This window comes from Acinetobacter sp. CIP 102129, assembly GCF_000368305.1.
GTDB lineage: Bacteria > Pseudomonadota > Gammaproteobacteria > Pseudomonadales > Moraxellaceae > Acinetobacter > Acinetobacter parvus.
This window is the reverse complement of record NZ_KB849341.1, coordinates 177809-191041: the sequence shown is the minus strand read 5'-3', so window position 1 is coordinate 191041 and position 13233 is coordinate 177809. Positions and strand designations below refer to the sequence as shown.

Sequence of the window (13233 nt, the reverse complement as noted above, 5' to 3'; positions counted from 1 at the left end):
TTTTGTTTAAGCAGTTTCGGCCTGTTGTGCCAACTGTTTTAATAAATGCTTCTCAAGATAATGGATATCCATTGCCTGTTCACAGAAATTGGCATCCTGCAAAATCAGGTCTTTATGCAGTGGAATATTGGTTTTGATTCCTGTCAAAATCATTTCATCCAGCGCCTGACGCATACGGGCCAACGATGTTTCGCGATCTTTGCCATGTGCAATCAGTTTGGCAATCATGGAATCATAGTAAGGCGGAATGCTATAACCTTGATAAATATGAGAGTCTAGACGGATACCTGCGCCACCTGGTGCATAGAAAGTTTCAATTTTTCCAGGGGATGGCAAGAACGTGGTTGGGTCTTCTGCATTGATACGACATTCAATGGCATGACCTTTAACCTCAATTTCATCCTGTTCAAGGTTTAGACCTAAACCCGCAGCAATACGAAGCTGCTGTTCAATAATGTCCACACCTGTGACCATTTCAGTGACAGGATGTTCAACCTGTACCCGTGTATTCATTTCAATGAAGAAAAATTCGCCTTCTTCAAATAAAAACTCGAAAGTACCAGCACCGCGATACTGCATCAATTTACAGGCATTGACACAGGCTTCCAGAATATCTGCACGTGCCTGTTCTGGCAGATTTGGCGCAGGTGCCTCTTCCAGAACCTTTTGATGACGGCGCTGTAGCGAACAATCACGGTCATACAAATGGATTGCATGGCCATTGCCATCGCCAAGGATCTGAACCTCAACATGACGGGGTTTTTGCAGGAAACGTTCCATGTAGACGGTATCATCGCCGAACCACATTTCTGCATCACGCTGGGCAGCCTGCACAGATTCAAGCAAGGTATCGACACGCTCGACAATACGCATACCACGACCACCACCGCCAGCCGCAGCCTTGACAATCAATGGAAAGCCAATTTGTTTGGCTTCTGCAAGTGCGTTGTTGGGTGTTACCGCATGGGCAGAACCTGGCACAGTTGGCACCCCAGATTTCTTCATTGCCATGATTGCTGAAACCTTGTTACCCATCAGGCGGATATGTTCAGGACGTGGGCCAATGAAAATGAAGCCAGAGTTTTCAACAATTTCAGCAAACTCGGCATTTTCCGACAGGAAGCCATAACCAGGATGAATGGCATCCGCGCCTGTAATCTCTGCGGCGGTAATAATGGCAGGAATATTCAAGTAGCTTTCACTGCTTGCACCTGGGCCAATGCAGACCGCTTCATCAACAAAGCGTAGATGCATTAAATCCTTGTCGGCATCGGAATAAATTCCAACGGTTTTAATGCCAAGAGTTTTACAAGCCCGCGTAATTCGTAAAGCAATTTCACCACGGTTTGCAATGAGTACTTTTTGCAACATAGGAATCCCCAGACTCATTAGGCACGGTAGCGGAAAAGCGCTTGACCGAATTGAATCACTTCACCATTCTTAACCAAAATCTCTTCAATTACACCACTTTGAGTTGCCTCAATTGGATTCATGATTTTCATGGCTTCAATAATACCCAGAGTTTCACCCGCAGAAACTGTTTGGCCTACATTGACAAATGGGGGTTCACCTGGACTTGGTGCTGAATAGAAAACGCCAACCATCGGAGAGGTCTCAACCGCACCACGTGGTGTTTTTGCAGCTGGCGCTGCTGGCGCTGAAGTGATTGGTGCTGCAACAGGAGCCGCTGTGTATACAGGCGTTGGACGAGTCAGTGAAATGGATTGGTCGCCTTCCTTAACTTCTATCGCTTGTAAGTCAGATTCAATCATCAGGTCGATGAGTTTCTTGATTTTACGGATATCCATGACTGAGCATTCCTAAATGTGTAAATTAGTTAGAAGATTGAATTTTTTCGATGGCATAATCGAGTGCAAAGGAATAACCCCTGGCACCTAATCCACAGATCACGCCAATAGCTTTATCTGACAGGTATGAGTGATGACGAAATGCTTCACGGGCGTGAACATTTGACAAATGCACCTCAATAAATGGGATGGCAACACCAAGTAGGGCATCACGTAAGGCCACAGAAGTGTGGGTAAGGGCGGCAGGGTTGATAATGATAAATTTTATATTTTCATTTTGTGCCTGATGGATGCGATCCACAATTGCGCCTTCCCAGTTACTTTGAAAGGTATCCAGTGTCAATGACGAATTTTTAGCCTGAGCAGTGAGTTGCTGGTTAATATCCTCTAGGGTGAGATAACCATAGACTTCTGGTTCGCGCTTTCCTAGCAAGTTTAAATTCGGTCCATGAATCACCAAAATGGTTGAGCTCATTCAGCCTGCTCCAATTCTAAAACTGCAAATATGTTTTGCAAGATGTCTGCAAAGTTTGCTTATTATGGCACAAAATTCTGCAATTTTTTTATAATTTATTTTAATCTATGAAGAAAGTTGCATACCAAGCATGCTGCATATAATGAAAACTTTGCAAGGAATTGGCAATGTTAAAATATGACAAATTTTAGGGTGTTGTGCTTTTTCATTATTTTAAACTGAATTGCCACTTTTCGTTCATGGGATTTGTGTAACTCAATGGTCAAAATCGCCAAATGATGATTTTTAAACTACATGCAAACTCATCATAAATTTCAACCAGCATGTACGATTTTGATTCAATAAGGATTAATTTTTATCTTAATTTATTGTTTTTATTTATTTTAGTTGAAATATATTGTTTTGGATTAATTTATATGGATAGCATCTGTATTAGGTTTGGAACAGGCACAAAAGGTTTTAAAAAAAGTGATTGTTCGTTGTATAGCTTTAAAAAATTTAGAGTTGGCAAAAATGATGATTTTTTCATTTCGGGATGGCTGCTAATGACATAAAAATGTCCGAAAAAGATAACCTTTGTTAATTAAGATGGTGAGTACTTAAGAGATTACTTTTGATTGGCGTAATCTCTTATGGGTCTTTCAATGCTGTCTTTAATTTTAAAGACAGCTTTTTTTGCCTATTGTTTGATGGTCTGTAATGCGATGTGATGTATATCAAGCAACAAACAGTTTTGAGCCTGATGATTAACAAACATCACGTCCTGATCAGAACCATTCCATTTCTGCATTTGTTGAAACAGCCATTCAAAGTCACTGAGCTTGGGTTCAGCATTCTCTTGGACAAAATTCCGAACAATATTTTGAATGGTGTAGTATTTTTCGACATGCACTTCTGTAGAGCAGTTGAACTGAATCACATCAAACTCAATCAGTAATTGCCATATAGGTGCAAAATCATCTAGTTCCCGAAGTTCCTGCTGTGCTTTTAGAATGGTAGCTGTTAATACAACTAAAGTATTTGGATGTTGTTGTGCCCATTCCTGAGTCACAGCTAAAACCTTATCTGCCACATTTGGAATAATATTCTGGCTTGAACAGACAATATGGCTTAGTCCTTGCAGCTCAGCTTGTGTATTCCACGGTTCTCCCACGCAGAAACCATCAATCAGATGATTGCTCAAGGCTTCAACCATATACGGTGGGGGGAGTGTTTTCATTGAAATTGACTGGGCCAGTTCTGGATCGGCCAGTGCCAGCCATTCCCTTAAACAATAATGATGAATGGAATATTTAAACACATGGGCTAAGGCAACCGTATGATTCTGTTTGATATAACTGAGCAGTTTTTTTGCAGATGTCTCTGCGGAATTATGTTGTTGAATATCAAGCTCATAACAGAGTTTTTGGCTTAAACTAATAAATGCACGGTTTTCGCTCAGTACTAAAGGGGTTTGTAAGGCGATACCAGTTTGATCAGCACCTGCGGCTGCGGCTGGTAGCATGGCTGATAAACAATGCGCTGCATCCAAAAGTCCAAAGGCAAGACGGTCACGTAAACTTGCCCAGGATGCTTCTTTCACTAGTGTGACATCCAGTCCAGCATCATCAAAAAAACCACGATGTTTTGCCCAAAGCAGTGCAATACAATCCAGCAAAGGAATATAGCCAAGTTGCAGTTTAGTTTTTTCCACTTTCTTTAATTCGACTAAATGACTCATCTATTCATCCTTTAGCTGGCTATTTAATTGATTACTTAAAAGTTGTTGTGCATCGAGTAAACGGCGTGCCATTTCTCCAATAGTCATGCGATGGCTCATGGCGTTTTTGCGCAGTAATTGAAAGGCGGTATCTTCCGTTAAGCCATGCAACTGCATCAGCAATACTTTGGCCTTTTCGATATCCTTGCGGTCAGCAAGTTTGGTTTTGGCATCCTTAAGGTCACATTCCAGTTTTTTGTGCTTTTTATATTGTTCAATTGAAATATCCAGAATGGTATGCAGGCGGCTAGGATCAATACCATCTACAATATAGGCGGTAATGCCTGCATCAATGGCCTGTTTAATAGTGTCTTTATCAGTATTTTTGGTAAACAGGACAGTGGGCAGGTCAAAATTACTGACACAACTCTCAATCACATCACGGTGGGGATGGTCCATATCCAGCAGAATCACATCTGCCTGTAGATGTTCGAGTTTAAAAATATTCAGGTGATCAAGTGTAAAACAGGCAATCACATCGAAGTCGTGTTCAATCAAACACTTTTTGATGTACTCAGCCCGAGCCTGATCATCGTCAATGAGTGCAATTTTAAGTTTCGGCATAAGTGTACAGGGTCAACAGTAGATAGTTGCACATTTTAGGTCGTGCTAGGAGTAGATCTTATGGGCATTTCAACTGCGAAATATGAAAGATCCTATAATTTTTAAGCAAAATTAATGCCATAAAGTATGTTTTTAATTGTCTTATTCGGTGCAATTGCTCTCTAACTTATATGGTTTATGCGCTTTATTGTATCGTTACCTCTCTATTCAAGAAATGAAAATCTGCATTTAGCTATGGAAAATAAGTTTGTGTTCGTTTTTAGTGCATAAAAAGAGTTATTTTAAAGCAGGGTGAATTGTGCTTTAAAACAGGTCAGTGCCTGCTAAGACGGTATGAGAATCCATTGGTCTATCTACCGATATTTATTTTATATCTATAAAGTTTATAAAAAACAAAGGTTAATAGTAATTATGTAAATGTGTTGTGTAAGTTGGCACAGCATTTGCTAATTATTCTGTAAGTCGAAGATGACTTTTTAAAATTGTAAGACGGCCAACGATGTCCGATCTGATCGGTTTGTTTACACAAGTGAATTGTGTCAGCAAAGCAGTATACGTTCAGTATGGGAGATGGCAATGTCTTTTTTATCTACAAATAAAGTAATCGTAAGCCTACTTAAAATTTTAGTTCCAGCGTCGCGAGCTCGCTCAACAGGGCGGCTCGCTTTTTTATCTGTTCTGGTGCCAACTGCACATTATTCAATTTCGCAAAACATTTCCAGTTCTTTATCCGAATTACATGCCATGCAAATGCAAGCAATGGCGTGTGGATAAATTCTGCCTTGGTTTTGCAAATCCTTATACCAGATATATCAGCAACAACAGGAACGCAAGCAACCGCTAGCTGAATAAATAGAGAAGAATTGAGGAGAGACACAATGAAATTAGTGATGATTGGTCACGGTATGGTGGGGCACAAATTCATCGAAGCCATTCTGGAGAAAGCTGATGATAAACTGGAAATTACGATTCTTGCCGAAGAGCCACGTATTGCATACGACCGTGTACATTTGACTGAATATTTTTCAGGTAAATCAGCGAAAGATTTATCACTTGCTCGTTTCGATTTTGCCGATGCTCATGGTATCGATTTAAGACTAAACACCAAAGCCATTGCCATTGATACCGCTGCGCAAACGGTCACTACGAGTTTGGGTGATGTGCTTCACTACGATAAATTAGTTTTAGCAACTGGTTCATATGCTTTCGTTCCGCCAATTGCAGGTAATGATCGTGAAAATTGCTTTGTATATCGTACCATCGAAGATTTAGACGCGATCCGTGCTGCAAGCCTAAACGCGACATCAGGTGTGGTGATCGGTGGTGGTTTACTCGGTTTGGAAGCGGCTAAAGCTTTACGTGATTTAAATCTTGAAACACATGTAGTTGAGTTTGCACCACGTTTGATGGCGGTTCAGATCGATGATTTAGGCGGTAAAGTATTACGCCGTAAAATCGAAAACTTAGGTGTAAAAGTTCACACGCAAAAAGCGACACAATGTATCGAAGCTGGCAATAATGCTAAGCATGTAATGAAATTTGCTGATGGTAGTGAGCTTGAAACGGATGTGATTTTGTTCTCTGCGGGGATTCGTCCACGTGATGAGTTAGCACGTTCAAGTGGTTTAGCGCTTGGTGAGCGTGGTGGTATCAAGATCAATGATTACTGCCAAACCTCTGATGAAAATATTTACGCAATTGGTGAATGTGCGCTTTGGGACAATAAAATCTATGGTCTCGTTGCACCAGGCTATGATATGGCGCGTATTGCAGCCAAGCATATCTTAGCTGAAGAAACACATTGTTTCGCTGGTGCTGATATGAGTACTAAGTTGAAATTGATGGGTGTAGATGTAGCATCGGTTGGTGATGCTCATGGCATGACACCGAATTCGCTTAGCTATTTCTATGCTGATGAAGATGCATTGGTTTATAAGAAAATCGTCGTAGATGCAGATAAAACCAAATTACTGGGCGCAGTACTTGTTGGTGATGCAAAAGAATATAACGATCTTTTACAAATGATGTTGAATGGTATCGCATTGCCAGAAACACCTGAAAGCTTAATCATGCCAGGATTTGCTGATTCTGGTGCGAAAGCGGGCGGTAGCGGTGTGGATTTACTTCCAGACAGTGCAACGATTTGTTCATGTAACAACGTGTCGAAAGCAGATATTTGCCAAGCGATTTGTGATGGTTCGACCTCTTTAGGTGCTTTAAAGAAATGTACTAAAGCAGCAACAGCATGTGGTGGTTGTGCGCCATTAGTTACTCAAGTTCTAAAGTCTGAGTTACAACGTCAAGGTGTAACGGTTAATAACCATGTATGCGAACACTTCCCATACTCACGTCAAGAGATCTATCACTTGGTGCGTGTCAATGAAATCAAAACATTTGATGATTTGATTCAACAACATGGTCATGGTTTAGGTTGTGATATCTGTAAACCAATGACAGCAAACATTTTGGCATCGTGCTGGAATGACTTTGTATTGGAACCAACGCACGCAGGTCTACAAGACAGTAATGACTACTACTTAGGAAATATCCAAAAGGATGGTTCATACTCAGTTGTACCGCGAATGGCAGGTGGTGAAGTTACTCCAGATGGTTTGATTGCTGTAGGTCAAATTGCTAAAAAATATAACCTGTATACCAAAATTACAGGTGGTCAACGTGTTGACTTATTTGGTGCACAACTGCACGAGCTACCATTTATTTGGGAAGAGTTGAATGCCGCAGGTTTCGAGTCAGGCCATGCTTACGGTAAATCATTGCGTACTGTGAAATCATGTGTAGGTAGCACGTGGTGCCGTTATGGCGTAGATGATTCTGTTGGTTTAGCGATTGAATTAGAAAACCGCTATAAAGGCTTACGCTCACCGCACAAACTAAAAATGGCTGTGTCGGGTTGTACGCGTGAGTGTGCTGAAGCACAAGGTAAAGATGTTGGTGTCATTGCGACAGAAAAAGGCTGGAACTTGTATGTGTGTGGTAATGGTGGAATGAAACCACGCCATGCAGAGCTTTTAGCTTCTGATCTAGATACTGAAACTTTGATTCGTTATATCGACCGCTTCTTTATGTTCTATATCCAAACTGCTGATCGTTTACAACGTACCAGTGTATGGCGTGACAACATGGAAGGTGGTTTAGATTATCTCAAAGCTGTAATTGTCGATGATTCGCTTGGTCTTGCAGAAGAACTTGAAAACCGCATGGCGCATGTCATTGGAACTTATCAAGACGAATGGCGTACTGCGGTAGAGAATCCCGAGATTCGTAAACGCTTCCAAACTTACATTAATGCAAGCGCTGAAGAGCAAGCTGATCCATATATTCAATTTACTGAAGTGCGTGATCAGATTCGTCCATTAAATGAAGCTGAACGTTCAGTTGATCGTATCCCGATGGTAGAAGCATAAGGAGAATCAAAATGACAAATCTAAAAGACATGAATATGCTTCCAGAAAATCAATGGATTGATGTGTGTCATCTTGATGACATCACGCCAAATACAGGTGTAGGTGCACTTATTGCGGGTCAATCCGTTGCTTTATTCCGCGTAGGGAACGAAAAACGTATTTACGCATTAAGTAATAAAGATCCGTTTAGCCAAGCAAATGTCATGGCGCGCGGTATTATTGGTGATTTGCAAGGTGAGCGTGTTATTGCCTCACCGATTTACAAACAACACTTCAGTTTAGCAACAGGTCGATGCCTAGAAGATAAAGATCAAAAGCTTTCTGTTTTTCCAACCAAAATCGAAAATGGTCGAGTTTGGGTAGGTACTGTTCCGCAAAAAACTTATATTACCAATAATGGTGTTTCTCAAGAAAAACTGAAGCTCGTTTTGATCGGTAATGGTTTGGCTGGAATGCGCTGTCTAGAGGATTTACTCGACATGGCACCTGATCGTTATGATGTGACGGTGATTGGTGAAGAGCCTTGGGGTAACTATAACCGTATCATGCTTTCACCAGTGCTTTCAGGTGAGAAAACTATTGATGACATTATGTTGCATCCACATGCATGGTACAGCGATAAGGGCATCAAATTTATTGCTGACGATCCTGCTATAAAAATAGATCGTACTCGTAAAGTAGTGCATACGCAAAAAGGCGAAAGTGTCGATTACGATCGTTTGATCATTGCAACAGGTTCATCTCCATTTATCCCACCTGTACAAGGCGTGGATTTGAAAGGTGTGATCAGCTTCCGTGATATTTATGATGTCAATACCATGATTAAATATTGCGAAACGAAGAAAAATGCTGTGGTGATTGGTGGTGGTTTGCTTGGCTTAGAAGCAGCTTACGGTCTCAAGCAACGTGGCATGAATGTCACTGTTCTTCATTTGATGGATCGCATTATGGAGCGTCAGCTTGATGGTCGTGCGAGTCGTATGTTGCGTCAAAGTATTGAAGAAAAAGGGATTAATATTATCACTGAGGCAAATACTGAAGCATTGATTGGTAAAGATGGTCATGTTAACCAAGTACGTCTGAAAGATGGCACAGTGTTGGATGCCGACCTTGTCGTATTTGCTGTAGGTATTCGTCCGAATATTGCTTTGGCTCAAAGTGCTGGTTTACGTTGTAATCGTGGTATTTTGGTCAATGATACGATGCAAACATTTGACCCAAGTATTTATGCAGTGGGTGAATGTATTGAGCATCGTAATCAGACTTTTGGTCTTGTCGAACCATTGTGGGGACAAGCATTTATCTGTGCAACACATTTGGCAGAACACGGTAGTTTAACTTTCAAATCACCAACCGTTCCAACTCAGCTTAAAGTGAGTGGTGTTGATGTATTCTCGGCTGGAAATTTTGAACCGAAAGAAGATTACGAAGACATTATCCTGAATGATGAAAAACGACAAATTTACAAGCGTATCATTATTCAAAAAGATAAAGTCATCGGTGCGGTACTGTTCGGTGATACTGAAGATGGCATGTGGTATGCGGAACTGATTGCAGATCAAACACCAATTTCAACATTTAGAAATAAATTGTTATTTGGTAAGGATTTTGCAATGAAGAAAGCAGGTTAATCATCTTTGGGGTTTAGGTTCCTCGGTGCCTAAACCCAAACAGAACGTGAAATTCAGGCATAGATGAAATAGGTGAAGGGGCAGTCATGAACAGTATTCAAAATTTAGAACACAGTCGCTCCGATCAAGCAGAAACAATCATTACAAAAACAACATGTCCCTATTGTGGGGTTGGATGTGGTGTTGATGTCACGGTAAATCATAAAGCACAAGGAACAACGGTTCAGGTTGCTGGTGATTTGGAACATCCATCTAATTTTGGACGCCTTTGTATTAAAGGCAGTAATTTGTATCTGGTGACCAAGATACATTAGTGTATATTTTATATTGATTCACTTTTTAGTGTTAGGGTTCAAGGTGTGGATTACATACCTTATAAGTTTGAAAAATGATGGGTGATAATAATGAAATGGGATGAGATTGGCGATCAGCCATGTTCAGTGGCGCGGACGCTTTCAGTATTGGGTGACCGTTGGACCATGCTGATTTTGCGCAACGCATTTATGGGTATACGCCGTTTTGATGAGTTCCAGCGTAGTTTGGGAGTTACGCGTCATGTCCTTTCAGAACGGTTAAAACGTCTGGTTGAATATGGAATTTTAACCAAAGTTCCCTATGTGGAGCGTCAGGAACGTTTTGAATATCAACTTACCGATAAAGGGTTGGACTTGTATCCGATTATTCTGACAATGGTGCAATGGGCCGATAAATGGATGGACATGGGTTTGGGCAAACCGATTGAATTTACCCATAAAACCTGTGGACACAAATTTAGCTCTAAGGTTGTTTGTTCAGAATGTAATGAACCCATTGATGTAAAAGAGGTAAAGGTCGCTGCTGGCCCAGGTTATTTTGCGTTTATGCAACAAAAGCAAAATAGTGCCTGATAGATCATTTTCAATGATCTATAAACAATTGGCAGGTTTGGGAACACCAGCCAAGCGACTTAAATGTCGGGCCACTAGACCTGTATTAAACTTTTGCTGTAGCTCAGCATTATTGATTTCAGGGCTTACTGTTTTCATGAGAAATTTGATCAACGGACGTGTTGCAGGTGAATGTCCAAACTGCTGATAAAACTGCCGTACAGCATTGAGAATATCAAAGTGCCAATCTGTCAGCTCTAAATCGAGTGATTTAGCAAGTTCCTGTGCAACTTCTGGATTCCAAATGGTGTAATCGACTAAATGACCGTCTTGGTCTAACTCTAACTGCATAAAATAGCCTAAGTAGGGGCGTATTGTATACGCCCAATAATTTATGGGTATCACTCAATTAACGATATATTCATTTCAACGTAATACAACGCTGAAACTGTAATACTAAATCTGCAAATTGAGCATATTCCAAAATGCGTATATGCTGTTTAAGAGCATCCTGCAATAAACTCTGTTCATTGTTTAGGCAATAGATATTTTGGTAAATATCCACAACGGCATCTGTGACTTGTAAGACTGAATCACCCATCATCACAATATGGTCATCCGCTTTTGCCATGTGTGCTAACTCATCTAAAATTTTATTGACATTGTTATAAGGAGATTGGACGAGAAACAAGGTTGAATTTTTCATGAGCGAATCCCTTACCAATACAGTACATGATCAAATGACTGAATAAATTCAGGATGAATATCAATAAATTCAATATCCTGATCTGTATTTTTGACGATAGCTAATTGTTGATTTTTGCTTTCAACCAAAATTGGGGTTAAATCGTAAAACTCAAAACTTTCCACCATATTGGCGGCAATTTTAAAGGCATGCGTGAACTGATCGAACGCTAGTTGATTGTTCAATAAACTCAGTGCGGCATCTTTTAATAATACTTTGACAGAAATACCAAAGGTTGCTAAAACCATAGTTGCAGACAAGCTTTCATTGACCTGCAAACTGGTTAAATTAGGCTGCGTTAGGATGACGAGTACAGTTTTCACACAATTTACCTTTTAAAAGCAACACGCTATATAAAGAACTTGATCTAGAATTGAATTAGACGAGAACAGCTTTGTACGGCATCAGCAAGTTCTCCAAGCCCAACCAGCTCAAAACCCTGGGCCAGGTTGTGCTGCTGAAGTGAATGACGTTGTGCATTGCTGGCATCCGTGATTCCCCGAGCAAGCGCGGCACTGACACAGACAGGGAGTCGAACGCCAAGCTTTTGCCATTCCAGTTTCAGGTTGCGCTGATCATCAGGAAACCACTGTAAATCGTTGGCAACCTGAACACCGTCCTGGTAAAAGAAGACACGAAATTCCTCATGCTTATTTTGTAATGCCTGTGCTAAACCAAATGCATGCCAGGCCATCATTGAAGTAGGTGATGAGGTAATTAACAGTAGTGTACTCATGGAACATTCACTATGGTCATAGGCAAAAATAAAGATGGACATATTAAAAAGAAGGTAATTATACAATGATTTTGGTGACAGGTGGTTTAGGCTTTATCGGTTCACATATTGCTTTGAGTTTGCTGGCTCGTGGGCACGAAATCGTCATTGTTGATAATCTGGCCAATTCCACATTACAGACTCTGGAACGTCTGGAATATATTTCAGGCATGTATATTCCTTTTGCAAAGCTTGATGTACGCAACACGCCTGCCTTAAATAAGGTGTTTGAACAATATTCCATAGATGCGGTGATTCATACTGCAAGCTTTAAATCGCTGGAGGAATCGGTTTTAAAACCTCTTGAATATTATAATGATAATGTCAGTTGTATCATGAGCTTATTACGTGCCATGCAACGCATGGGAGTGAGACAGCTTATCAACCTATCCAGCGTGGCGGTCTATGGAAAGTCTGATTCGGAACTTTCCGAGGAGACTAAATTTAATTATCACTATGCTAATCCCTATATTCGTACCCAGCAAATGGTGGAGGATATTATTGCGGATACCTACAGGGTTGACCATGAATGGAAGATCATTAACCTGCGGTTATCCAATATTGTCGGTGCCTTTGAACATGGGGTATTGGGTGAATATGTCGTTCAATTACCGAAGAATATTGTGCCTCTAGCCTTGCAGGTGGCCGCAATGCAACGTGATTGCATTGAGTTGCAAAATCAGGCACAGACTAAAGATGGTACGGTTGAACGAAGCTTCTTGCATGTGCTGGATGTTTGTGATGCCGTACTGGCAGGCTTAAAGTGGCTGGAAACACAGGTTGGCTGTTTGGAGGCATTTAATATCGCCCACTCAAAAACCACCTCTATCCTAGGTTTGTTAGATGAAGTTGCCAAAGTAACCCAATCCGAAATTCGGGTTCAGCCCGCAGTTTATCAACATGAGGAATTGGCTCAACTGGGGGCAAACATTGATAAGGCAGAAAAGGTGCTTGCATGGACACCGAAACGATCCTTAACACAAATGATTGGAGATGAATGGCGTTTTTACCTAAATACGTTAAAAGGTAACTAAGTCTGCTATCGCTTTATGATTACGAATACAGTCCATTAAAGCTGGCAATATGTTTTAGATAATGATTATTATTTACATTTTTAAGCCATTTGGGGATAATACGGCGGTTTGTTGAATATCCTTGATGAACATTCAATATGAGCTAGCCAAG

14 protein-coding genes and 1 pseudogene are annotated in these 13233 nt (G+C 40.8%); 6 read left to right on the top strand and 9 right to left on the bottom strand.

Annotated features, from left to right (window positions below; all coding sequences use genetic code 11):
- Window positions 1-6 precede the first annotated feature (6 nt).
- From accC to F973_RS08970, 5 genes are all read right to left on the bottom strand, one after another.
- Window positions 7-1371 (bottom strand): acetyl-CoA carboxylase biotin carboxylase subunit, encoded by a 1365-nt coding sequence (gene accC / locus F973_RS08990; RefSeq protein WP_010589275.1) that lies wholly within the window; start codon window positions 1369-1371, stop codon window positions 7-9.
- Between the two features lie 17 nt (window positions 1372-1388).
- Window positions 1389-1808, bottom strand: a complete 420-nt coding sequence (gene accB, locus F973_RS08985; protein WP_004679741.1) for an acetyl-CoA carboxylase biotin carboxyl carrier protein — start codon at window positions 1806-1808, stop codon at window positions 1389-1391.
- Window positions 1809-1833: 25 nt separating this feature from the next.
- A complete protein-coding gene (aroQ, locus tag F973_RS08980; protein ID WP_004682383.1) occupies window positions 1834-2283 on the bottom strand; it encodes a type II 3-dehydroquinate dehydratase in 450 nt (149 codons plus the stop codon).
- 679 nt (window positions 2284-2962) lie between these two features.
- Window positions 2963-4003, bottom strand: coding sequence for an ABC transporter substrate-binding protein (locus tag F973_RS08975; RefSeq protein WP_004761328.1), 1041 nt, complete (start codon window positions 4001-4003; stop codon window positions 2963-2965).
- Window positions 4004-4606: an ANTAR domain-containing response regulator gene (locus F973_RS08970; RefSeq protein WP_004761327.1), complete on the bottom strand. Its 603-nt coding sequence runs from the start codon at window positions 4604-4606 to the stop codon at window positions 4004-4006.
- 576 nt (window positions 4607-5182) lie between these two features.
- On the opposite strand from F973_RS08970, the gene F973_RS14730 reads away from it, so the two are divergent.
- The 5 genes and pseudogenes from F973_RS14730 (at window position 5183) to F973_RS08945 (ending at window position 10549) form a co-directional block, all read left to right on the top strand.
- On the top strand, window positions 5183-5380 hold the full coding sequence (locus tag F973_RS14730; protein ID WP_004761326.1) for a hypothetical protein: 198 nt from the start codon (window positions 5183-5185) through the stop codon (window positions 5378-5380).
- A gap of 104 nt (window positions 5381-5484) precedes the next feature.
- Window positions 5485-8031: a nitrite reductase large subunit NirB gene (gene nirB, locus F973_RS08960; RefSeq protein WP_004761325.1), complete on the top strand. Its 2547-nt coding sequence runs from the start codon at window positions 5485-5487 to the stop codon at window positions 8029-8031.
- Between the two features lie 11 nt (window positions 8032-8042).
- The gene (gene nirD / locus F973_RS08955; RefSeq protein WP_004761324.1) at window positions 8043-9662 is read left to right on the top strand and encodes a nitrite reductase small subunit NirD; all 1620 of its coding nucleotides are present in this window, start codon (window positions 8043-8045) and stop codon (window positions 9660-9662) included.
- 86 nt (window positions 9663-9748) lie between these two features.
- A pseudogene (locus tag F973_RS08950) lies at window positions 9749-9952 on the top strand (hypothetical protein); the annotation flags it as partial.
- Window positions 9953-10066: 114 nt separating this feature from the next.
- Entirely contained in the window at window positions 10067-10549 is a 483-nt protein-coding gene (locus F973_RS08945; protein ID WP_004761322.1) for a winged helix-turn-helix transcriptional regulator, read from the top strand.
- Window positions 10550-10567: 18 nt separating this feature from the next.
- On the opposite strand, the gene F973_RS08940 is transcribed toward F973_RS08945, so the two are convergent.
- The 4 genes from F973_RS08940 to tusD all read right to left on the bottom strand — a co-directional run bounded on the left by F973_RS08940 (window position 10568) and on the right by tusD (window position 12009).
- The gene (locus tag F973_RS08940) at window positions 10568-10879 is read right to left on the bottom strand and encodes a TusE/DsrC/DsvC family sulfur relay protein (protein WP_004679726.1); all 312 of its coding nucleotides are present in this window, start codon (window positions 10877-10879) and stop codon (window positions 10568-10570) included.
- A 70-nt stretch (window positions 10880-10949) separates the two neighbouring features.
- Window positions 10950-11234, bottom strand: a complete 285-nt coding sequence (locus tag F973_RS08935) for a hypothetical protein (protein ID WP_004761321.1) — start codon at window positions 11232-11234, stop codon at window positions 10950-10952.
- Window positions 11235-11245: 11 nt separating this feature from the next.
- Complete coding sequence (locus tag F973_RS08930; RefSeq protein ID WP_004682370.1) at window positions 11246-11596, bottom strand: hypothetical protein; 351 nt, start codon at window positions 11594-11596, stop codon at window positions 11246-11248.
- 44 nt (window positions 11597-11640) lie between these two features.
- Window positions 11641-12009, bottom strand: coding sequence for a sulfurtransferase complex subunit TusD (tusD, locus tag F973_RS08925; protein WP_034431242.1), 369 nt, complete (start codon window positions 12007-12009; stop codon window positions 11641-11643).
- Between the two features lie 65 nt (window positions 12010-12074).
- Between tusD and galE the strand changes: the two genes are divergently transcribed.
- Window positions 12075-13082 (top strand): UDP-glucose 4-epimerase GalE, encoded by a 1008-nt coding sequence (galE, locus tag F973_RS08920; protein ID WP_004761318.1) that lies wholly within the window; start codon window positions 12075-12077, stop codon window positions 13080-13082.
- Window positions 13083-13233: the final 151 nt, after the last annotated feature.